General features: G+C 66.7%; 14 protein-coding genes and 2 pseudogenes. 8 read left to right on the top strand and 8 right to left on the bottom strand.

What is annotated here, in order from left to right; translation table 11 throughout:
- Positions 1-46: 46 nt before the first annotated feature.
- Together IEX33_RS13385 and IEX33_RS13380 are read right to left on the bottom strand one after the other, a co-directional pair.
- Positions 47-2677, bottom strand: a complete 2631-nt coding sequence (locus IEX33_RS13385; protein WP_188730964.1) for a trehalase-like domain-containing protein — start codon at positions 2675-2677, stop codon at positions 47-49.
- 214 nt (positions 2678-2891) lie between these two features.
- Positions 2892-3881, bottom strand: coding sequence for an LLM class flavin-dependent oxidoreductase (locus IEX33_RS13380; RefSeq protein WP_188730962.1), 990 nt, complete (start codon positions 3879-3881; stop codon positions 2892-2894).
- 142 nt (positions 3882-4023) lie between these two features.
- On the opposite strand from IEX33_RS13380, the gene IEX33_RS13375 reads away from it, so the two are divergent.
- Together IEX33_RS13375 and IEX33_RS13370 are read left to right on the top strand one after the other, a co-directional pair.
- Positions 4024-4896 (top strand): aldo/keto reductase, encoded by an 873-nt coding sequence (locus IEX33_RS13375; RefSeq protein ID WP_188730960.1) that lies wholly within the window; start codon positions 4024-4026, stop codon positions 4894-4896.
- 57 nt (positions 4897-4953) lie between these two features.
- Entirely contained in the window at positions 4954-5652 is a 699-nt protein-coding gene (locus tag IEX33_RS13370) for a type 1 glutamine amidotransferase domain-containing protein (protein WP_188730958.1), read from the top strand.
- A 65-nt stretch (positions 5653-5717) separates the two neighbouring features.
- Here the strand turns inward: IEX33_RS13370 and IEX33_RS13365 are convergent, their stop codons facing one another.
- Positions 5718-7826 (bottom strand): coiled-coil domain-containing protein, encoded by a 2109-nt coding sequence (locus IEX33_RS13365; RefSeq protein WP_229675381.1) that lies wholly within the window; start codon positions 7824-7826, stop codon positions 5718-5720.
- A 475-nt stretch (positions 7827-8301) separates the two neighbouring features.
- Here IEX33_RS13365 and IEX33_RS13360 point away from each other — a divergent pair, with 475 nt between their 5' ends.
- The 6 genes and pseudogenes from IEX33_RS13360 (at position 8302) to IEX33_RS13335 (ending at position 17015) form a co-directional block, all read left to right on the top strand.
- Positions 8302-8898 (top strand): TetR/AcrR family transcriptional regulator, encoded by a 597-nt coding sequence (locus IEX33_RS13360; protein WP_188730954.1) that lies wholly within the window; start codon positions 8302-8304, stop codon positions 8896-8898.
- 359 nt (positions 8899-9257) lie between these two features.
- Positions 9258-10754 (top strand): aldehyde dehydrogenase family protein, encoded by a 1497-nt coding sequence (locus IEX33_RS13355; protein WP_188730951.1) that lies wholly within the window; start codon positions 9258-9260, stop codon positions 10752-10754.
- A complete protein-coding gene (locus tag IEX33_RS13350; protein WP_188730950.1) occupies positions 10755-12410 on the top strand; it encodes a GMC family oxidoreductase in 1656 nt (551 codons plus the stop codon).
- Between the two features lie 77 nt (positions 12411-12487).
- Positions 12488-14090, top strand: a pseudogene (locus tag IEX33_RS13345) (APC family permease).
- 153 nt (positions 14091-14243) lie between these two features.
- Positions 14244-15953 carry a helicase HerA-like domain-containing protein gene (locus IEX33_RS13340; protein ID WP_188730948.1) on the top strand — a complete coding sequence of 570 codons (1710 nt, stop codon included), beginning with the start codon at positions 14244-14246 and terminating at the stop codon, positions 15951-15953.
- A 69-nt stretch (positions 15954-16022) separates the two neighbouring features.
- Positions 16023-17015, top strand: coding sequence for a hypothetical protein (locus IEX33_RS13335; protein ID WP_188730945.1), 993 nt, complete (start codon positions 16023-16025; stop codon positions 17013-17015).
- Positions 17016-17063: 48 nt separating this feature from the next.
- Here the strand turns inward: IEX33_RS13335 and IEX33_RS19375 are convergent, their stop codons facing one another.
- The 5 genes and pseudogenes from IEX33_RS19375 to IEX33_RS13315 all read right to left on the bottom strand — a co-directional run bounded on the left by IEX33_RS19375 (position 17064) and on the right by IEX33_RS13315 (position 22721).
- Positions 17064-17633 (bottom strand): endonuclease domain-containing protein, encoded by a 570-nt coding sequence (locus IEX33_RS19375; protein ID WP_229675411.1) that lies wholly within the window; start codon positions 17631-17633, stop codon positions 17064-17066.
- A 228-nt stretch (positions 17634-17861) separates the two neighbouring features.
- Positions 17862-17945 (bottom strand): annotated as a pseudogene (locus IEX33_RS19370) (hypothetical protein); the annotation flags it as partial.
- Between the two features lie 173 nt (positions 17946-18118).
- Positions 18119-20143, bottom strand: a complete 2025-nt coding sequence (locus tag IEX33_RS13325) for an NHL domain-containing thioredoxin family protein (RefSeq protein ID WP_188730942.1) — start codon at positions 20141-20143, stop codon at positions 18119-18121.
- Positions 20143-22317: a cytochrome c oxidase assembly protein gene (locus IEX33_RS13320; protein WP_188730939.1), complete on the bottom strand. Its 2175-nt coding sequence runs from the start codon at positions 22315-22317 to the stop codon at positions 20143-20145. Before IEX33_RS13320 ends, IEX33_RS13325 begins: the two co-directional genes overlap by 1 nt.
- A gap of 116 nt (positions 22318-22433) precedes the next feature.
- A complete protein-coding gene (locus tag IEX33_RS13315; protein ID WP_009358243.1) occupies positions 22434-22721 on the bottom strand; it encodes an HU family DNA-binding protein in 288 nt (95 codons plus the stop codon).
- Positions 22722-23231 lie beyond the last annotated feature (510 nt).

The raw sequence follows: 23231 nt of genomic DNA, 5'->3' as shown, positions 1-23231 counted from the left end.
TCCGGGTGGTGTCACCTCCACTCTAGGTACCCAGGAAGAACGCCGATTATCGTTTGTCCTGGTGTTCGTCCAGGATCCGGGCGCAGCGGATGAAGCCGAGGTGGGAGTAGGCCTGGGGGTGGTTCCCCAGGTGCGTTTCGGTGCCGGGATCGTACTCCTCCGGCAGCAGCCCGGTGGGCCCGAAGAGGTTCACCAGCTGGTCGAAGAGGTCCCAGGCTTCCTCGATCCGGCCCGTGGCAACATACGCCTCGATCAGCCAGGTGGTGCAGATGTGGAAGCCGCCCTCCAGCCCCGGCAGGCCGTCGTCGTACCGGTACCTGAACACGGTGGGACCCACCCGGAGTTCCCGCTCCACGGCGGTGACGGTATCCAGGAACCGCTGGTCCGTGACGTCCAGGAGCCCGGAGAGCCCGATGTGCAGGACGGCGGCATCCAGGTCCGGGCTGTCATAGGCCACCGTGTAGGACTTCGCGGACTCGTCCCAGCCCTCCCGCAGGACTTCGTCCCTGATGGTGGCGGCCACCGGCGCCCAGGCTGCCTCGGGAGCCCGACCGTGGCGGGAGGCCGTGCGGAGTGCGCGGTCAAGGGTCACCCAGCACATCACTTTGGTGTAGATGTGGTGCCGCGGTGCCCGGCGGGCCTCCCAGATGCCATGGTCGGGTTCGTGCCAGCGGGCCAGGACTGCTGACGCCATCTGGACCATCAGTTCCCAGTGTTCGTCGGCGAGTGCCCCCTCCCGTTCACTCAAGGCTAGGATCAGCTCGGCGATGGGGCCAAAGACATCCAGCTGGACCTGGTGGTCAGCTGCGTTGCCGATCCTCACGGGTCGGGACCCGGCGTACCCGGGCAGGCTGTCGATGACGGCTTCCGTGGAAAGGGGTGCGCCCGTTACGGAATAGAGGGGGTGCAACCATTCGGGGCCGGGGGCGTGCTCAAGGATCCGGCCCAGCCAGGACAGGAAGCCCGCGGCCTCCCGGGTGGAGCCCAGGTCCACCAGCGCGTTGACCGTCATGGAACCGTCCCGCAGCCAGCAGTACCGGTAATCCCAGTTCCTCGTCCCGCCGATCCCTTCGGGCAGCGAGGTTGTGGGAGCCGCCAGGACCGCGCCCGTGGGCTCATGCACCAGGGCACGCAGCACCAGGGCCGACCGCCGGACCAGGGATGGTTTGACGCCCGGCAGGACGAGCCCCTGCACCCACTGCCGGGCATGCAGCGCCACCGCGGAGCGCCGGTCCGCCTCACTTTCGGGTACCGCGGGCTGGTGCTCCGTGTCTCCACAGCGCAGATTCAGCACCACCGGACCGTCCTGCAGGTTGACGGCGGCGGTGGCCGTGGCATGGCGCCCGTCCGAAGTTATGCTGAAGGTCACGCCCGGCGCCAGCAGGATGAACGGCTCCGAGGTTCCTACCACGTGCAGTTCCTCGCCGCGGGCCTCCATGCTGAACGGGGCGTTGGCGTAGTCCGGCCGGGGGGCAAAGGTGATCCTGGCGGCGCCATTGCCGGAGAGCACCCGGACCAGGCTGGTGATGCCGTCCGGGGCCGGCTCCAGGTAGTCCGTCACCGTGACGTCCGCCCACCGGGTTTCAACAATCATGGTGCTGTCCACGTAGCGCTGCCCCAACACCTGGGAGGTCTTGACCGGCTCCACCGAAAAATGGCCTGCGGCGTCACCGCCCAGGATGTGCGCGAACAGCGATCCGGAGTCAGGCAGGGGGTGGCTCATCCAACAGATTTTCGCGTCCGGTGTCACCAGGGCGGTAGAGGATCCGTTGCCGATCAGGCTGTGCCGTTCCAGGCCCACGGCGTCCTCGCCGAACAGCCAGGCACGCCGCAGCTCGAACAGGATCGCCAGCACCCGGGCGAAGGATTCCGGGTCGCGGAGCCGGAAGGAGGCGGAGGTCTCCCCCGGGCCCACCCGCAATCCCATGTCCGGGCCGCGCAGGGTGGCCATGGCCAGTTCATCGCTGTCAGCGTCACCCGCATACATGGCCGCGCTGGCTCCCAGCCGGGACCGCAGGCTTTCCAGGGCTTCCGCCTTGGACGGCTCCACCACGGACAGGTCCAGCACGGAGCCGTCCACAATGAAGTGCAGTCCGTGGGCGCGGGCCACCTCCCGTGCGGTTTCCGTCACGGCCGCCACGATGTCCGGGGCGGCGGGCCGGGTGTGCACCGAAACGGCCACTGGTTTGCGCTCTATCCAGATGCCCTTCTGGAACCCCACGGCCTCGTTGAGCGCGGCGTGGACTTTTTGCAGGACGGACTCGGTGGCGAGGGTCTGCTGGTGCGCGAACCCCATGTCGAATTCGGCGCCGTGCGAGCCCACCAGGTGCACCTCCGCCGGCAGGCGTGATACGGCGGCGAGGTCACGCAGCGACCGCCCGGAGATGACGGCGGCGTGGGTGTTGGGTAGCGCTGCCAGGGCGCGCAGCGCGATGGCGGCACTTCCCAGCGGGAGCGTCTCGGTGGAGATGCCTTCGGCGTCGCACAGGGTTCCGCCGTAATTGCAGGCCACAATCAGCCCCGGTACCCGGGCCAGCACCTTCAGTTCCGCCAGCAGCGCAGGCGTGAGCCCTTCGTTGGCGGCGTCGGACTGGACGAATGTCCGGAGCATGCCCAGCGGCAGGGACCTGGTGAGCAGTGCGGAATCCGCGACGCTTTGGTTCAACGGCGTTGGCATCCATGTACCCCTTTGAGGCAGGACCGGGCCGGGACTACAGCCGCTGGATCTCCTGCGGGCTACCGGTTGGTGCCCCTCCCCGGGGTTCCCGGAACTCCGGAGGGGGCACTCCCATCGTCAGCCTCAGCGGTTACCCCCGAAAGTCCCCTGTATTGCGTATGTGTAAAAGTCTGCGGTCCCTGCGGCTGCACGCAGGCGGGCGATAACTGCCCGCTCAAACCCGTGCCAGCCCCGCGGCTTCGGCCAGGAGCTCCACGGACCGCAGCCGGGCGTCCGTGCCGGTGCTCTGGTGCGCCACGATGAGCTCGTCGGCGTCGGCGTGCCGGCCGAAACTGTCCAGGTAGTCCATGACGACGTCGGGCGTTCCCACCGCGGAATACGTCATCATTTGGGAGACGTGCTGCCCCTGCGGCGAATCGAGGATCATGTCCGCCTCGTCGTCCGTGAACTCGCGGCCGCCGCCGAAGAACAGCGACACCCGGGCACGCTTGGTGGCCTGCATCATGGCCTGCGCTTCGGAGGCCGAATCGGCGGCAATGACGTTCACACCGGCGATGACATGCGGGGCGTCCAGCTGCGGCGAGGGCTTGAACTCGCGGCGGTAAAGGGCCACCGCGTCCTGCAGGGCGTTCGGGGCAAAGTGTGAGGCGAACGCGTACGGCAGCCCCAGCTGGGCGGCGAGGCGCGCGCCGAACAGCGACGAGCCCAGGATGTACAGCGGCACGTTCGTGCCCTTGCCGGGGGTGGCTTCCACGCCCTGGATCCGGGTGGGCCCGGTGAGATAGCCCTGGAGCTCCAGGACGTCCTGCGGAAAGCTGTCGGCGGACATCGGGTCCCGCCGCAGCGCGCGCATGGTGTTCTGGTCACTTCCCGGCGCACGTCCCAGGCCAAGGTCGATGCGGCCCGGATGCAGGGTTTCCAGCGTGCCGAACTGCTCGGCGATGGTCAGCGGCGAGTGGTTGGGCAGCATGACGCCGCCGGCGCCGAGGCGGATGCTTTCGGTGTGGGCGGCGACGTGGGCTATGAGCACGCTGGTGGCGGAGGAGGCGATCGAGGACATGTTGTGGTGCTCGGCGTACCAGACGCGGCGGTACCCCAGCTTTTCCGCGCTCTGTGCCATGGCCACGCTGCCCGCGAAGCTCTCCGCCGCCGTCTGGCCCTTCCCGATGGTTGCCAGGTCAAGGATGGAGAGGGGGAGAGTCACGTCGGGTGCCGGCCTTTCAAAGCTGTTCATTGGGTTCGCGCCCGCCGGATCGCGGCAGGCACTTCATGCATAACGACGGCGGGGGCCGGCTTATTTCAGCCCGTCCAGGAATACTCAGCAAACTTATGATGTTGCCGCCCCTATGAGCCTGAATACGTCGAACCAGCTGGAACTGTCCGCAACGATTGACCTGAAGGACCTGGGAACCGTTCACCGGCTTGGCTTTGGTGCCATGCGCATTGTCGGTGACGGTGTGTGGGGTGAGCCCGCTGACCGCAGCACCGCGGTCCAGGTGGTGCGCCGCGCCGTCGAACTCGGGGTGGACTTCATCGACACCGCCGACTCCTACGGCCCCAACATCAGTGAAGAGATCCTGGCTGAGGCGCTGCACCCCTACAAGGACGGACTGAAGATTGCCACGAAGGTGGGCTTCACCCGCACCGGCCCCAACCAGTGGATTCCCGTGGGCCGGCCGGAGTACCTGCGCCAGCAGACGGAACTCAGCCTGCGGAAGCTCAAGGTGGACACTTTGGACCTGCTGCAGCTCCACCGGATTGACCCCAAGGTGGACGCTGAGGAGCAGTTCGGTGTGCTTCGCGAGCTCCAGGAGGAGGGCAAGGTCCGGGCGCTGGGCCTCTCGCAGGTCAGCGTTGAGGAACTCGAAGCCGCCGGAAGGCACTTCACCGTGTCCACCGTCCAGAACCGGTACAACCTCACGGACCGCAGCTCCGAGGATGTCCTGCGTTACTCGGAGGAAAACGGCATCGGCTTCATCCCGTGGGCCCCGATCTCAGCGGGCGAGCTTGCCCAGCCGGGCGGCCCGCTGGATGAGGCCGCGAATCGCCTTGGTGCCACCACCTCGCAGGTGGCGCTGGCGTGGCTGCTGCGCCGCTCCCCCGTGATGATGCCGATCCCCGGCACCGGGTCCGTGAAGCACCTGGAAGAAAACCTGGCCGCGGCCAATGTCACGTTGGACGAGGACACCTACGCTGAACTTGAAGCCGCAGCCGGATAACCGCGGCGGATGGAGAAGCAGCACGGCAAAACAGTCCCCAACGACAGGAGCAACACCATGGCAAACATTCTGATGGTTGTATCCGCAGCCGATTCCCTCACCATGAAGGACGGCAGCGAACACCCCACCGGTTTCTGGGCCGAGGAGCTGGTGGTGGCACACCAGACGCTGCTCGACGCCGGCCACACGGTCCACCTCGCCACCCCCGGCGGGGCTAAACCCACAGTGGACCAGGTCAGCCTGGCCGCGGAATCCGCGGGCGGCGAGGACCGCGCGAAAGGCTTCCGGGACTACCTGGCGTCCATCGACGGCGAGCTCTCGAACCCGCTGGTGCTTGCCGACGTCGGCCCTTCCGCCTATGACGCCGTGGTGATACCGGGCGGGCACGGACCCATGGCCGACCTGTACAAGGACGCCGACCTGGGCCGGCTGCTGGTGTCAGCCAACAAGGACGGCAAGATCATTGCCCCCTTCTGCCACGGTCCCGCCGGGCTGCTCAGCGCAACGGACGACGACGGCACGTTCGTTTTCGCCGGACGCCGCCTTACCGTTTTCACCAACGAGGAAGAGCTGGGCGGCGGCACGGGCGAGAACACGCCGTGGCTGGTGGAGGACGCGCTGAAGGAGAAGGGCGCGGTGATTGAGAACGGGGCCGCCTGGAACTCCAACGTGGTCCGCGACGGCAACCTCATCACCGGGCAGAACCCGCAGTCCAGCGAGGACGTCGCCAAGGAAGTCATCAAGGCACTGGGCTGATCCTGGCCACACAAAGCTGACACGGAGGGGCCAGGTCATGGTGACCTGGCCCCTCCGCTGTCCCGTCAGACGGCGCAGCCTCCGAGGGCGATCGTTCCGTCGATGGCCTTTATCTGGAGCTGAATCTCGCCCAGTTTGGCTGTCAAGGCCGTGACCGTAGACTTCTGCGCAGTGATCGCGTCCTTGTTCTGCTTCTTTTGGGCCTCCAGCGTACGCAGCGTTGCCTGGGCGTCGGTGACCTGCTTGTCCAGGGCGGTCAGCTGCAACTGCAGCGACGCAAGGTTCGCCTCGACGGCGCTGATCTCGCCGTTCAGCTTGCCAAGCTGGTCCGCCAGTGGTGCAACCCGCTCCTGCAGGGACAGGATTTCAGCCTCCTTGGCCGTGATTTTGGCGTTCGCGGCGGTGACTTGCGCGGCCAAGCTCTCCGCCAGTGTGTTCAGCGACGCAACTTCGGCCTCCTTTGCCGCGGCAGCCTTGTTGGCGTCATCCAGGGCTGCCTGGAGCACGGAAAGCTCGTCCTGCAGCGCCCGGATCTCCGATTCCCTGCCATCAATTGCAGCGTCCGCCGCCGCAAGGTCATCCCGGGCCTGGGCCAACTCCAGGTTCCTGGCGGCCAAGGCCGCCTCCTGGTCGGTGATGGCCTGCTGGGCGTCCTGAGCGTCGCCCTCCAACCCCTGGAGGGCGACGCTCAGGTCTGTCACCACTTCCTGCTGAACCCTAACGGCAGCTGCTGCATCCGCGGCCGCCTGCTCAGCCACGACACGCTGTTCCTCCAACACTGACAGCTCCGCCTGCTTGGCACTGACCGCCGAATCTGCCTTGTTGAGCGCGTCCTCAAGGTCGGAAACCTGGGCCTCAAGATCGGCAATGTCGGCGTCCTTGGAGGTGATACCGGCATTGGCTGCCGTCAATGCCGCCTGAAGCGGTGCAACGTTCTGCTGCAACGTGCTGCTTTCCTGCTGCTTGGCTGCCAGCTGGGTATTCAACGTGTTGATCTGGGTGTTGAGCGCCGCCAAGTCACCCTGCAGGCCCGAGATGTGGGCTGCTTTGTCGGTGATCGCGGTATTGATGGGGGTGAGCTCCGCCACCTTGCGGTCACGCTCCGCGATCAGATCGCGCTTCTTTTGCGAGTTGCCGTTGATCGCGTTGATCTGGGAGGTCAGGGCGGCAATTTCGGCATCCAGCGCCGCTTTCTGGCCCTGAAGCGCCGTGAGCTCCTCCTTGGCCTTGCTGATCTCCGCCCGCTTGGCCGTGATAGCAGCGCCGGTGGCCGAAACTTGGCCCTCCAGAACTGTGATTTCAGCGGTGACCGCAGCGATCCTGTCATCGTTCGCCGTCACTGCAGCAGCCGCTTCTGCTGCCGTCTGCTGGAGTGTGGCCAGTTCGACGAGCGCGGCTTCGATCGCGGCGTTTTTGTCATCCAGGGCGGCTTGGGCATCGGCGGCAGTTGACTCCAGTACCGTCAGTTCGCCCTGGGCAGCAGCGATATGGGTTGCCTTGTCCGTAACAGCCTCGTCCGCTTCTTGTGCTTGGGCTACCATGCCGGCAAGCGTCTCCTGGGCCTCGGTAACCAGAACCTCCTGCGCCTTCACCGCCCCATCTGCGGTGATACCGGCGGCCTCGAGTATGGCGAGTTGCGCTTCGGCGTCGACAACAGCCGTCTCCGCCACGGTGACGGCATCGGCGGCCTGAACAGCCTTGCCCGTCAGTATGGTCAGTTCCTCCTGAGCCAGCACAATTTGGGCTTCCTGGCCAGCCACGGCGCTGGCCGCGTCAACAGCTGCCTGTTGCAGGGCTTCACGTTGACCCTGTGCCACGGCAATGGCTGCATCATTGGTGTCCCGAGCAGTAATCAACTTGTCAGCCTCGACCTTTAACACATCCAACGCAGCCACGGCTGCGTCAAGTTCTTCCTCCAGCGGGGCCAGTTCGCTCGCCACGTCCAGCTGCTGGCCGTCAAGCCTGACCAGCTCAGCCTTTGCCTCGACGATGGCGGTCGACTTGAGCTTCGCTTCCGCTTCCACCCTGGCCAGCTCAGACTTCGTGCTGGCGATGTCCTTATCGAGTTGCTCTTCCTGGGCCGCAAGGCCGTCCAGCGCCTCTTGAACTGCCGCCATGTCACCGGACACCACGTCTGCCTGGCCTTGGAGCTTTTCCTTCTCCGCCTGCAGCACGGCGATGGCATCAGCATTCCTCTTGGACGCTGCCTTCAGCAGGTTCTCCTGGACGGGGCCGCGGTGCGCCAGCTGGTTCACCACCCCATTGCAGATCCCGGCGTTGGCGCTGGTACCTGCGGCGGCCGGCTGGATCAGCACGAGGCTGCTAGTGAGCAGGCCCGGCAGGACGACGGCGGCCGCGAGCCGGCGTGAGAGGACAGACTTGGACGGGGAAGTGCGCATGCGAGCTCCTGTTGAGACCATCGGGCGGCCCACTCTGGCCGCTGCCTGGACTAACGGTAGGCGGCGGCAGGGCGGAGCACACGCGTAATCCCCCACCCGTCTTTCCGCTTAAGTACTCGTTTTCCCACGGCGGCCGTCATCGCCACTACTTGGTGTACCTGGACCGCTGGGGAACCCCCGCCCCGCTCCAGCAGGGCGGGATTCTCCTGCGTAAAGTGCGCTCCTCCTGCTTTGGCAATAGTGTGGCCGGATGGGGACAAATACCGTGAACTCCGGCGAACAGGTTGACAGGCAGTCGCGCATTCTCGAAGCGGCCCTGGACCTGCTCTCGCGCCACGGTATCTCGGGCGTCAGCATGCGGGCCGTGGCCCGTGAAGCCGGCGTCGCGCTGGGCCTCGTCAACTACTACTTCGACGACAAGATGAGCCTGATCCGGGCGGCACTGCACAGCGTAGACGAGCACGATCTGAGGCTGGTGGCACCGGACCCGTCGCTGGCCCCGGATGAGCAGCTCCGCAAAGCCCTGCACCGGGTTGCCGGCGCGGATCTGCTGACCACGCGGTACCTGTCCCTCCGCCTGCACCTTTGGGCCCTCGCGCAGGCCCACGAGGATTTTGCCCTGATCAACGCCGCTGCCTTCGACCGGTACCTGGACGGGCTGGCGGCGCTGGTGTCCGCTGCACACCCCGCGCTGCCGCCAGAGGAATGCAGGGATCGTGCGGCGGACATCGTCGTGGTCCAAAACGGTATGTGGCTGACAGCCCTTCTTGGGATTGACAAGGCAGCCATCGAGCGGAGCATCGCCCGCACCGAGCAGATAGCCTTTGCCCCGCCGCGGGACAACTAACTTCCGGCCGGGCCTCCGGCGCCAGGCACCACACGTCAGGCCAGCCGGGCATCCCGGGCGCTTCACATTGAACACTTGTTCAAGAAATCTATTGAACGCCCGTTCAACCTCGGTTACTCTCCTTCGTATGACATACGCCACACCACGCCACGGCGTCACTCCCAGCCCCTGGGTTTCCCTTCCGCTCGCCGGTCCCCGATAAAGCGTCTGGACAGCGCACGGCCCCCGTGCCGCCCGTTTCCGCGCACGCCAAGCCTTGCCCCGCGCTGCGGGGCCTCAGCACAAACTGCAGCCCAGCGCCCGCGGCGGCCCCCGGCCCCGCCCCAGGGCCGCCACAGTCCTACACCCCAGGAGACAGCATGACCGAAACAGCCTCCACCCTTTTCATCAACGGCGCATGGGAGCCGGCGGCATCCGGCGCCGTACGCCACATCCGCAACCCGGCCGACGGCGAGCTGGCGGCCACAGTGTCCGAGGCCGGCCGTGAAGATGCCGGGCGGGCCATCGCCGCAGCCCGCGCGGCCTTCGACTCCGGCATCTGGTCCTCGGTCCCGGCCCCCGAGCGCGGAACCTTCCTGCTCAAGGTCGCTGCTGGACTGCGCGAACGCCGCGAAAAGTTTGCCCGCGCCGAGTCGCTGGACACCGGAAAGCGCATGGTGGAAAGCCGCATTGACATGGACGACGTCGCCGCCTGCTTTGAGTATTTCGGCAGGCTCGCCGGGCAGCAGTCCGGCCGCGTGGTCGATGCCGGGAACCCCGCCGTCGCCAGCAGGATCGTCTATGAACCCGTGGGCGTCTGCGGCCTGATCACGCCCTGGAACTATCCCCTGCTCCAGGCCGCGTGGAAGATCGCCCCGGCGCTGGCCGCCGGCTGCACCTTCGTCCTCAAACCGTCCGAGCTGACGCCGTCCACCGCCATCCTGGCCATGCAGCTGCTGCAGGACCTCGGCCTGCCGGCGGGCGTGGCCAACCTGGTGACCGGACCGGGTGCGGAGGCGGGCGCACCGCTCTCGGAACATCCCGCCGTCGACCTCGTCTCCTTCACCGGCGGGCTGGAAACCGGCAAGCGCATTGCCGCGGCCGCCGCAGGCACCGTCAAGAAGGTGGCGCTGGAACTGGGCGGCAAGAACCCCAACGTGGTGTTCGCCGACGCCGACTTCGATGCCGCCGTCGACAATGCCCTCAACGGTGCCTTCGTCCACTCCGGGCAGGTCTGCTCCGCCGGGGCGCGGCTGGTGGTGGAGGAATCGATCGCCGAACGCTTCGTGGACGAGCTGGTCCGCCGTGCGCAGGGCATCCGCCTCGGCGGCCCCTTCGATGACGACGCCGAAACCGGGCCGCTGATTTCCGCGGCCCACCGCGACAAGGTCCACGCCTACGTCCAGCGCGGCATCCAGGAGGGTGCGCGGCTGCGGACCGGCGGTGCGGCACCTTCCGGGGAGAAGTACGACGGCGGGTTCTACTACCAGCCCACCATCCTGGACCGCGTCCAGCGGGGCATGTCCGTGGTGGTGGACGAGGCCTTCGGCCCGGTGGTGACGGTGGAGACGTTCCGCACCGAGGACGAGGCCGTGGCCACGGCCAACGACACCGTCTACGGACTGGCCGGCGCAGTCTGGACCCAGGACGCCGGAAAGGCGCAGCGTGTGGCCGGCCGGCTGCGGCACGGCACAGTCTGGATCAACGACTACCACCCCTACCTCCCCCAGGCTGAATGGGGCGGCTTCGGGCAGTCCGGCGTCGGCCGTGAACTCGGCCCCACCGGCCTGGCGGAGTACCAGGAAGCCAAGCACATCTACCAGAACACCAGCCCGCAGGTAACGGGCTGGTTCGCTGACCACAGCAAGGAGAACTAGATGCACGTCGACAACATCGAGGACCTCACCGGGCGCGCCTTCGACTACATTGTGATCGGCGGCGGATCCGCCGGCGCCGCCGTGGCCGCCCGCCTGAGCGAGGACCCGGACGTGACCGTGGCCCTGGTGGAAGCCGGCCCGGATGACCGGAACCTTCCCGAGATCCTGCAGCTGGACCGCTGGATGGAACTGCTCGAATCCGGCTACGACTGGGACTACCCGGTGGAACCGCAGGAAAACGGCAACTCGTTTATGCGCCACGCCCGCGCCAAGGTCATGGGCGGCTGCTCCAGCCACAACTCCTGCATCGCCTTCTGGGCGCCCCGCGAGGACATCGACGAGTGGGAGCAGAAGTTCGGCGCCACCGGCTGGAACTCGGACCTGGCCTTCCGGCTGTTCAAGCAGCTGGAAACCAACCAGGACGCCGGCCCCGACGCGCCCCACCACGGGGACTCAGGCCCGGTGCACTTGATGAACGTGCCCCCGGCGGATCCTGCCGGCGTCGCACTCCTGGACGCCTGCGAACAGGCCGGCATCCCCCGTGCCAAGTTCAATAGCGGCAACACCGTGATCAACGGCGCCAACTTTTTCCAGATCAACCGCCGCGCGGACGGCACCCGGTCCTCCAGCTCGGTCTCCTACATCCACCCGATCATCGACCGCGAAAACTTCACCCTGCTGACCGGCCTCCGCGCCCGCCAGCTGGTGTTCGACGCGGACAAGCGCTGCACCGGCGTGGACGTGGTGGACTCAGCCTTCGGCCGGACCCACCGGCTGTCCGCGCACCGCGAGGTGATCCTGTCCACCGGCGCCATCGACTCCCCCAAGCTGCTGATGCTCTCCGGCATCGGCCCGGCGGCGCACCTTGCCGCGCACGGCATCGAGGTGCTGGTGGACTCCCCCGGCGTGGGTGAGAACCTGCAGGACCACCCGGAAGGAGTGGTCCAGTTCGAGGCCAGGCAGCCCATGGTGCAAACGTCCACCCAGTGGTGGGAGATCGGCATCTTCACCCCCACCGTGGACGGCCTGGACCGCCCGGACCTGATGATGCACTACGGCTCCGTCCCGTTCGACATGAACACGCTGCGGCACGGTTACCCCACCACGGAGAACGGCTTCAGCCTCACCCCGAACGTCACGCACGCCCGCTCCCGCGGCACCGTCAGGCTGCGGAGCCGCGACTTCCGCGACAAGCCCATGGTGGATCCGCGTTACTTCACTGATCCTGAAGGCCACGACATGCGCGTTATGGTGGCCGGCATCCGCAAGGCCCGGGAAATCGCGGCCCAGCCGGCCCTGGCCGAATGGACCGGCCGGGAACTCTCGCCCGGCGTCGAGGCGCAGACGGACGAGGAACTGCGGGACTACATCCGCAAGACCCACAACACCGTGTACCACCCCGTGGGCACCGTCCGGATGGGACCGGCCGACGACGACATGTCGCCACTGGATCCCGAGCTGCGGGTCAAGGGCGTCACCGGCCTGCGCGTCGCCGATGCGTCCGTGATGCCGGAACACGTCACGGTCAACCCCAACATCACCGTGATGATGATCGGCGAGCGCTGTGCTGATTTAGTCCGGGCGGACCCCATCCGCGCCAGCGGAAACGGCCAAACCCTGACGGCGGACCTGGAGCTCAGCGCCTCCCTCGCCTGAGTTTCAGGCCATCGACCTTCCGTACGCCGCAGTGCGGACGGTCATCACTATCGTGCTTTTTTGATTGAGGAGTCCACATGGCGGAACCCAGCAAGAGTATTGATTCAAGCGGCATGGACGAGTTTGGCTACGCGCAGACCCTGGACCGGAGCATCGGCAAGTTCGCCAGCTTCGCAGCTGGTGTCAGCTACATCTCCATCCTCACCGGTGTTTTCCAACTGTTCTACTTTGGTTTTTCCATGGCCGGCCCCGCCTACGCGTGGTCCTGGCCCCTTGTCTTCGCCGGCCAGCTGATGGTGGCCCTGTGTTTTGCCGAACTGGCGGGCCGCTACCCGGTGGCGGGATCGGTGTACAACTGGGCCAAACGGCTCGCGTCGGGGCACCTCGGCCTGGCTGGCCGGGTGGCTGCTGATGCTCTCCTCCATCGTGGCGCTGGGCTCCGTGGCACTGGCCCTGCAGCTCACCCTGCCCCAGCTCTGGTCCGGCTTCCAGTTCGTCGGTGACGGCACCCGCCCCTACGATTTCGCCATGAACGGCGTGGTGCTGGCCAGCATCATGATCACCATCTCCACCCTCATCAATGCGTTCGGCGTGAAGCTCATGACCCGGATCAACAGCATCGGCGTTTTCGTGGAGCTGAGCGCAGCCGTGCTCCTCATCCTCGCGCTGGGCTGGCACGTGGTGCGCGGGCCTGAGGTTCTCTTTGACACGGCCGGCTTCGGCGAAGGCCACGACCTCGGCTTCTTCGGCGTTTTCCTTATCGGCGCCATGGCATCGGGCTACGTCATGTACGGCTTTGACACGGCCAGCTCGCTGGGGGAGGAAACGAAAGACCCCAAGCGCACGGCACCCAAGGCCATCCTGCGGGCCATCACGGCCTCGTTCGTGCTGGGTGGGCTGATCCTGCTGTTCGGCATCCTGGCCGCACCGGACCTGGCGGACCCCAAGGTGGGATCGGCCGACGGCGGTCTGCAATACATCGTGCTGTCCGTCCTGGGCGGACCGTTCGGCAAGGCCTTCCTTGCGTGCATCGTTGTGGCCGTGGTGGTCTGCACCCTGGCCGTCCATGCCGCCGCCATCCGCATGATGTTCGCCATGGCCCGGGACAACAACCTGCCGTTCAGCCGGCAGCTGAGCAAAGTGGACCCGGTCCGCAGGACCCCGACTGTTGCGGCGATCGTGATCGGCATCCTGGCCGTGATGCCACTGCTCATCAACGTCACGCAGCCCGCGATTTTCACGATCATGTCCAGCATCAGCATCGTCCTGATCTACCTCTCCTACCTCCTGGTCACCGTGCCCATGCTGCGCAACCGCCTCCTGAAAAAGTGGCCGCTCGCCGCAGACGGCTCCGAGCCCGGCTTTTCCCTGGGCAAGTGGGGGCTGCCGGTAAACATCCTGGCAGTCCTGTGGGGCGGTGCCATGACGCTGAACCTGGTGTGGCCGCGCCCGGAGATCTACAACTCGGTGCCGCCGTTCGAGTGGTACCTGCAGTGGGGCGGGGTGATCTTCGTTGCCGCCGTCACCGTTGGCGGGGCCCTGCTCTACCGGCTGAAGATCCGCCACCAGACGGGCGTGCTCGCCGAGCATGCCGCGGCCGTCGCGGCCCATCCATCATCGGGTGCCGTGCTGCAGGCCGCTCCTGCTGAACAGGACGTGGCGGACGCCAAAGTGTCCTAGAACAACCGCTCCCAGACTGGCAGCTGCACCCTGGCAGTTCCCATGGAAAGGTCGACGGCGGCACCCACCTGAGTGCCGTCGTCGACCTTACTCGCGGGGATGGAACTGACGGCATACCCGCTCCGGAAGCGCACGCGCCGCTAAGCTAACGCCATGGCCAACAAAACCACAGCAGAGAAGCTCGCCACCCTCCAGAAGGGCTACACGCTGGAAGGCGCCACCATCGAATTGGGGGCCGCCATCATCGACGGCGAACTCCACAAGGACGCGCCGGTTCGGTTGCCGCTCTCGATGATGAACCGGCACGGACTGGTGGCCGGTGCCACCGGCACGGGCAAGACCGTCACGCTGCACATGATGGCCGAGCAGCTTTCCACCGCCGGGGTGCCGGTCTTCCTGGCCGACATCAAAGGTGACCTGTCCGGCCTGGCCACGGCCGCCACCGGCAGTGAAAAGCTCACCGCACGCACCGAGGGCATCGGGCAGGCCTGGCAGGGCCGGACGTTTCCGGTGGAGTTCCTGGCCCTGGGCGGCGACGGCAACGGCGTCCCGGTACGCGCCACGGTGTCCTCGTTCGGGCCCATCCTGCTCTCACGGATCATGGAGCTGAACGACACGCAGGAATCGAGCCTGCAGCTGGTGTTCTACTTCGCGGACAAGAACGGCCTGGAGCTCATCGACCTGAAGGACCTCCGCGCGGTGATCCAGTTCCTCACCTCGGCTGAAGGCAAGAACCAGCTCGAGGAACTCGGCGGGCTGTCCAAGGCCACTGCCGGCGTTATCCTGCGGGAACTGGTGAGCCTTGAGGCGCAGGGCCTGGAGAAGTTCTTCGGCGAGCCGGAATTCGACACCGCGGAGCTGCTGCGGACCGCCCCGGACGGACGCGGGGTGATCACCTGCCTGGAGCTGCCCACCCTGCAGACCAAGCCCATGCTGTTCTCTACCTTCCTCATGTGGCTGCTGGCCGATCTTTTCGAGGACCTGCCCGAGGCCGGCGACCTCGACAAGCCCAAGCTGGTGTTCTTCCTCGACGAAGCCCACCTCCTCTTCAACGACGCCTCCAAAGCCTTCCTGGAGGCCATCACCACCACGGTCCGGCTCATCCGGTCCAAGGGCGTGGGGATTTTCTTCGTCACCCAGACCCCCAAGGACGTCCCGGCGGAGGTCCTCGGCCAGCTGGCCAACCGCGTGCAGCACGCCCTCCGCGCGTTTACTCCCGAGGACGCCAAGGCCCTCAAAGCCACGGTGTCCACGTTCCCCATGAGCGACTACGACCTCGAGGAGACGCTCACCTCCGCAGGCATTGGCGAGGCCGTCATCACGGTCATGAACGAGAAGGGTGCCCCGACACCTGTGGCGCTCACCAGGCTCCGCGCCCCCGAGTCCGTGATGGGCCCCAGCGACGAAGCCCTGGTCCGGAGCACCGTGGCAGGGTCGGCCCTGCTGGCGAAGTACGGGACAGCCGTGGACAACCACTCGGCCTTCGAAAAACTGGCAGGGAAGGCCGCCGCGCCCACCGGACCCGCAGCAGCTGGAGCGCCGCCTGTGCCCGGCGGAACCGTTCCGGGCGGGGCACGCCAGGACGACGTTGACGCCGAGGCACGCCGGATCGAGGAGGAGATCCTTGGACGGCCCAGCAGCAGGCCGGCCCCGTCAGCCGAAACAAGGCGCCGCAAGCCCGCCGAAACCGCCCCGGCCCCGCGCCCGGGTGCGGGAGACTCGATGGTGGGCGACATCGGCGGGATGCTCGGCGGCGCCCTGGGCGGCGGGCTCAAGAGCATGGCCAGGTCCATCGGCACCCAGCTCGGACGGGAGCTGCTGCGCGGCGTGTTCGGCACGTCGTCCCGGCGCCGCCGCCGCTAAAAGGTACCGCATCCAGCTGACTCAACTGCCGCCGTCGGACGCATGGCAGGTAACGTATGGAACGTGCAGATGAGTCAAGCGTTGGTGAGGATCGCGGCCGGATGGCTGCTGGGACTCATGCTTGCCATCGCCGGCGCCGTGGTGGCGGTGAACCTTGTCAACAACACCGTGGCCAGCCCGCAGCAGCCCGTGCGCGAATATCTGGACGCGCTGCAGAGCGGCGACGGCGGGAAGGCGCTGGGGCTGCTCCGCGCCACTGTCCCGCCCAGCAACGCCGCCATGCTCGACGGCACGGCCCTGCAGACCGCGACGTCCCGCTTCACGAATGTGGATATCGGTGACGCCGAGGAACGCCCGGACAACCAGGTCATGGTGCCCCTGGAGTACACCATTGACGGCAGCCGGCTCCGCACCGAATTCCTGCTGCGCAAAACCGGGACCGAGTGGATCTTCTTCAACACCTGGGCTTTCGTTCCGTCCAGGCTGCCCACGGTGGACATCACGGTGGTCAATTCCAGTGAGGCCACCGTCAACGGCGTGCCCGTCAACATGCCCAACGGCCGGAACTCCTTTGCGGTCTTCTACCCCGGCGAGTACGAAGCCTCCGTGAACGGGGAGTACTTTTCGGCAGCCCCCACCCGTGCCACGGTGACGGCACGGGACGCCCCGGTGGCGCCGCTCAACCTCCTCACCCAGGCCACGGACAACCTGAAGAAGGACGTGTCCGCGAAGGTCAGGGAATTCCTGGACGGCTGCGCTGCCGTCGCCGCCAAGGAGCAGAAACTCCAGCCGGACTGCCCGTTCTACTACGCCAGCAACAACACGGTGCAGGACGGCAGCATCAAGTGGACCGTGACGGAATACCCCAACGTGTCCATTGAACCCTTCGACGGGCGCTGGGTGGTGGCTCCCCTCGACGGCAAAGCCAAGGTGGAGGCCCTCCAGCAGAACCTGTTCACCGGCGCCTGGTACCCCCTCAACGAGGAAGTGGACTTCAGCTTCACCACCCGCCTGGACGTCACCGGGGACACGGTCAAGGTCACCCCGGTACTCAGCTTCTAGGCCCTGCTCCCGCCACACTGGCCCAGTATTGGTGGCCAAACAGCAGGTTTACCAGCCGTTGTGGCGCCGGCTGGGCGAATAACCGGGCCGGTTTGGTTGCGGCCACCGCAGCGAGCCACGGGCAAGAACCTCGCGGACCTGCGCCAGGACAGCTTCGGGTGAATAAACCACGTCGTCGTAGAAGAATCGCAGCACGGGAAGGCCCTGCAGTATTGCGGAGTTGTCCCTGCGGCGGTCCCTCTTGAACTGCCTGGCCTCAAGATGGAAGGCCAGCCCGTCAATCTCCACGATAAGGAACCCCTCCAAGAGGAAGTCAACACGACCGATGCCATCGATCCACACTTGGGTTTCGGTAAGAATGCCTGCATCCCGGAACAGCACCCGGGCCAGGGTCTCCAGCAGGGAATCCGCACCCCGGTCAACCTTGGACACCACATCCCGCGCTTTGCCGCACCGGGGTCCGTCCAAGTGGCGGAACAGGTATGGCGGATCGATGTCTCCGCGGTTGTACGCACACTCCACCATTACCAGGGACTCGAGTTCCGGCAGGCAGAGCAGGGCATGAAGCAGAACATCAGGTAGGGCTGCAAGCGTCCGATGGCGGGGCGGCTGCGTCAAGTCGGTACGGTGGCTGATACACGGAACTGCGCTTCGGCCGTTGCTCTGCCAGTAGTGGGGCCTGGCAGGGGGCCGGAGCTGCCACAGGCCGTATACCGGAGCAGCAGAAACGCATGTAATCAGACCGCGGGCGCGTCCCGCCGCCACCAGTTCCGCGTCTGCGTCAGCCACGGCCAGGAGTCCCCGGTGCAGCCGAAGCACCTGGCCGGTGCGGACCGCACGGCGAAGCTCCGTATCCGTGGCACCGGCGGCCAGCACATCCCGTCGCAGCAACACTCCGCCAGCTGATCTAAGGATTTCTGTTGGGTCCATCAGGCCACAATGTCCGCCATCCTGGCCTGGCGTCAGCCTCGAGCGGTGCTATGTGAACAAGGGGGCCCACGCTGGCCCCCTTTTGGGGGAAGCAGCAGCAAAAAGGCCCGGTTCCCACTCCTCAAGGGGTGGAAAACCGGGCCACTTAAGCAGACTCAGGACGACGGCGGGCGTCAGTCCATGCCGCGCAGGTCAAGCACCAGTTCGGTGTCGCCGTCGCCCTGCAGGACCACGGGGATGCCCCAGTCCTGCTGGTAGAGGTGGCAGGCGGCGTGGTCCGGGATCTCGCCGTCCTCGGTCTCGGGGCCGTCGCAGGCGGCGGCCCGTGCGGTGATGTGCAGGATTCCCTCCGGTACATCCGGTGAGAGCTCCAGGGTGCGGAGCAGCCCCACCGACGTTCCGCCGCCGGAGGCCAGCAGCTCCGGCGGTGTGGAGGAGATCTTCAGCTGGGTGGGATCGCCCCAGCGGTCATCCAGCTTCTGCCCGGTGGGGGCGGTGAAGCGGACCGTCAACTCCAGGGGGCCCGGCGCCACGGGGCTCTTGGGCCGGTGCGTCTGGACCGCGCCCTCATCCACCTGCTGGGCTTCCTTGGGGATGGGAACGAACACCACCTGGTGCTTGTTCGCCTCCACCACCACCAGCAGCGGTTCCGACCCGGCCGAGTGCGTGTGGTCCACAATCACGTCGGACGGCTCAAGGAGGCCGCGCGCCAGGGTGGACACTGTGCCGGAGGCGGGGTCGTACCGCCGCACGGCGCCGTTGTACGTGTCGGCCACCGCCACGGAGCCGTCCGGGAGCACGGTGACGCCCAAGGGGTGCTGGAGGCGTGCCTCGGCGGCCGCGCCGTCCCGGAAGCCGAAGTCGAACAGCCCCTTGCCGATGGCGGACTCCACGGTGACCGTGCCGTCGTCGTCAATTGCCAGCTTGCGGAGGGCGGACGTTTCGGAGTCGGCCACCCAGATGTTGCCCTCGGCGTCCTCGGCCAGGCCGGAGGGCTGGGCGAACCAGGCCTCGTGGGCCGGACCGTCCAGCAGGCCTTCCAGTCCGTTGCCGGCCACGATGGCCACCGCCCCGGTGAGGGGGTCGAAACTGAAGATCTGGTGCACGCCGGCCATGGCCACCACCACGGCGTTGAGCTTCCTGGACCATACGACGTCCCAGGGCGAGCTCAGTGCCACGTCCAGCGGGTGCCCGCCGAGCTGGCCGGTGAACCCCGCTGCGTCCTCGTCCACGCGTGCCGGTCCGGCCTCCAGCAGCCGCTGGACGCCGCTGCCGGCAAGGGTGGAGGCCTTACCGTCCGCAAGGGACAGTCCACGGAGCCGGTGGTTGACGGAGTCGGCAATCACGACGTCGTACCCGGCCTTGGCTGCCACGTCTTCCGGCAGCAGGACCAGGCCTTGGGGCTCGTTGAACTGTGCCACGGCGGAATCCCCGGCGGCGGGGCCGTCCGCATGGCCCTTCACGCCGGAGCCAAAGGTGCCCAGAACGGTATGGAAGTCCGTGCCGAGCTCCACCAGCCGGTGGTGTCCCGTGTCGGTGACCAGCCACGAACCCTTGCCGGCGGCACCGTTTCCTGCGGCACCCGCCGCTGCGCCGTCGTCGGACGTTCCATTCACGGCGGTGGAGCCGCGGCCCAGCGGAAGGAACAGTGCCTTGCCGGGGAAGCGCAGGGTGCCGGAGGTGGGCTCTGGGGCCACGTACGGGCCGGAGCCGCGGTGCAGCGTGCCCTTGGCCTCATGTTCGGCGATGAGCTCTGGAATCAGCACCGCCAGGCCGTCCGCGTGGCCTTCGCCGGAGAGGTGAGCCACGATGTAGCCCTCGGGGTCGATGACCACCAGGGTGGGCCAGGCGCGGGCAGTGTAGGCCTTCCAGGTCTCCAGCTCGGGATCGTCCAGGACGGGGTGGTGGATCTCGTAGCGCTCAACGGCGGCGGCCAGCGCCACCGGATCGGCCTCGTGCTCGAACTTGGGCGAGTGGACGCCCACCGTGACCAGGACGTCGGAGTACTGTTCCTCCAGCGGCCGGAGTTCGTCCAGGACATGCAGGCAATTGATGCAGCAGAAGGTCCAGAAATCCAGCAGCACGATCTTGCCGCGCAGGGCCTCAAGGTCCAGGGACTTCCCGCCAGTGTTCAACCAGTTGCGGCCCACCAGTTCGGAGGCCCGGACCCGGGCATGCGTGCGTACGGTTTCGCTCATCAGCGTCCTTCCAGCTTGTTGCGTTCAGCCAGCCTGGCGTCGCGTTCGGCCAATTTGGCAAACATATCGTTGTAAGCGGTGAGATCGGCGTCGTTATTCCTGTCCGCCGCCCGGTCCACGCGTTTGGTCTCCCTCTGGTCAGACCGGGACCACATGATGGCGACGCCGAGCGCCACCAGCAGAGTGGGGACCTCGCCGATGCCCCAGGCCACGGCGCCGCCCTTCTGCTGGTCCAGGAGGGCCGAGGGGCCCCACTCCCTGCCCAGGTTTCCGAAGTAGTCCGCGGCAAGGAGGTTGGTCCCGCCCATGATGGCGACGCCGAAGAAGGCGTGGAAGCCCATGGTGGCCAGGAGCAGGAGGAGCCGCATGGGGTACGGCGCCCTGCGCGGCAGCGGGTCGGTGCCGATCATGGTCAGCACAAAGATGTACCCGGTGAGCAGGAAGTGCACAATCATCAGCTCGTGGCCCACGTGCTCGCGCATGGCGAAGCCGAACAGGTCCGAGTAGTAGAACAGCACAATGGAGCCGGCAAAGTTGGCTGCCGAAAAGAGCGGGTGGGTGACCAGCTGGGAGAACTTCGAGTGGATGAACACCAGCAGCCATTCCCGGGCGCCTCTGGAGCCGTCACCCCGGGCGGGCAGGGCCCGCAGGGCGAGCGTCACCGGCGCACCCAGTACCAGGAAGATGGGAGCCACCATGGTCAGTGCCATATGGTCCACCATGTGTGCCGAGAACAGTATGCGGCCATAGACCGACGGCGGGCCGGAAGTGATGTAGGTCAGGACCAGGAGGCCGATGATCCAGTTCACGGAACGGAACCACTGCCACGTGTCACCACGCCGGTGGACCTTGGCCACGCCCAGGAAATAGGCCACAAGCCCGAACAGCGCCGCGGCGATCCAGAGCCAGTCCAGGCGCCACTCGGTGAGCCACCGCTCCGGCGTCAGTTCAGCGGGAAGCTCGTAGCCCGTGAGGATGAAGGCGGGCGAGGCGTCAGGGGCGAAGGTGGTGGGCTCCGGTGGGGCGGAACGGCCCAGGGCGACGGCGACGCCGGACGTTGCGCCCATCACCAGGAATTCCGCCAGGACCAGCTGCCAGAGCACGCGCCGTGAAGACATTGTGGAGCCCTTGCGGCCCAGCTGCGGGATCACCCACTGCCGGTGCATGAACCCGATTCCGCCCAGGACAAGGGTGGCCGCTGACTTGGCCAGGATCAGCTGGCCGTAAGGAGAACCAAAGAGGTCTGCCCAGTTGGTGATCCTGATGCTCGCGTTGATGATGCCCGAGGCGAGCACCAGCACGAAGGCGAAGCCCGCGAGCGAGGAGAACCGGCGGAGCGTGGGTTCCGTGATGTCGGCGGAGGCTGCGGCTTTGGGGCCCGTCAGGATTCCGGACAGCAGGGCCAGCATGATGATGCCGCCCACCCAGGTGCTGACACCCACCAGGTGCAGGCCCAGCGAATTGATGGCACCTTCATGGTCGGCGGAGCTCGAGGAGTGGCCAATCAGTGCGGTGGGTACCAGCCCCACCAAGGCCAGGACCAGCGTCAGCGCAAGTCCCCCGAGGGACCTCACCCCGAAGAGCGCCGTCGTCACAATTGCCGCGATGATGGTCACGGCCAGCCAGGCCCGCCCCGTCTCGATGTCCGTCATGAAGAAGACCAGGGCCTGCGTGAACTCCGCGTCCCCGGAGAGTCCCTGCCCTGCAACGTCAGAGTAGGTCAGGACCAGGACGGCGATGGCGGACAGCGTCCACGCGGCACCTGCTGCGGACGCCACGGCCAGGGCGCGGCTGAAGGCGGGATGCTCCAGCGCTTCACTGCCGGCAGCCTCTTTGGCGCGGCTGCGGGGCCCGGCACTCCGGGGAAGGATACCGACGGCGAAGATCAGGCCGCCGATAACAGTCGCCAACGAGACGTTATGGATGGCCTTGCTGACGGGGAGGCCCCAGCGGACAAACGCTCCAGGGTCAGAGACCGCCCGGGCGCCGGCCGCACCGGAGAAAATCAGCGCCGCTGCAAGGCCCAGGAACAGGGCGGCCAGCCCGGCCAGCTGCCAGCCCCGGGGGATCCCCAGGGCGCGGCTGTCTTGACCCGGCGCACCGTTGCCCCGCGCTCCCTTGACGGAAACGGACTGGGGGTTGGTGGAACGTGGTTTTGCGGCAGAAGACACCATTCCATTGTCCGCTACGCCTGCCCGGCCCGCGAATCGGCCTTAAAAGCAAAAGGAGCGGCAACCGGGTGGTTGCCGCTCCTTTTCCTGCGCCGGCTACGTGCCGGGGAGGAAGAAGCTTACTTCTTGTTGGAGACTGCAGCCTTCAGCTTGGAGCCGGCGGTCAGCTTGACGCTGTGGCCTGCCGCGATCTGGATGGTCTCGCCGGTCTGCGGGTTGCGGCCGGTACGTGCTGCACGGTCGGTGCGCTCGACGGCGAGCCAGCCCGGGATGGTGATCTTCTCGCCCGCGGCGACAGAAGTCTCGAAAACCTCGAACAGTGCGTCGAGGACGGAGTTGACGGCTGCCTGGCTGGTGCCGGCCTTGCCTGCTACCTCTGCAACAAGTTCACTACGGTTCTTAGCCATTTATGTCCTCCTGGACGGTCATGATTCTGGAGCCTGAACGCGGCATGCGCACAAGCCACTGTTCGAAAACTTACCAGCTTGGGCCCCCCGGTTCCGCAAATTCCGCGTGTTTCCGGCACTTTTTGAGGTTAATCACCGCGTTTTAGAGGTTTTCTGCCCCGGATTCAGCCACCAGCGGACGCCCTTGGACTCATTTGCCGGCCCTCCCCCTGTGACGCTCTCTCACTTGATGCGGGGTTTCCTGTGACGCTCCTTCACCTGGTGCGGGGTTTCCTGTGACGCTCTCTCACCGGGTGCGGGGTTTCCTGGGACGCTTTCTGGGTTGTTCTGCTGTCGGGGTGGCGCGGGGGTGGTGGCGCCCATTTTCCCGTGGTAAGTGGAAGAGCGTCCGCCCGGGTGCCTGCGTTAAGTGGTGGAGCGTTCGCCCGGGTGCCTGCGTTAAGTGGTGGAGGGTTCGTCCGGGTGCCTGTATCAGGTGCGGGGGGCAGTGTTGGTGGTGGGTGTTAAATG

It is taken from the genome of Pseudarthrobacter scleromae (assembly GCF_014644515.1).
GTDB classification, from domain to species: Bacteria; Actinomycetota; Actinomycetes; order Actinomycetales; family Micrococcaceae; genus Arthrobacter; species Arthrobacter scleromae.
The sequence above is the reverse complement of the archived record's forward strand: the minus strand, read 5'-3'. Positions and strand labels throughout refer to the sequence as shown.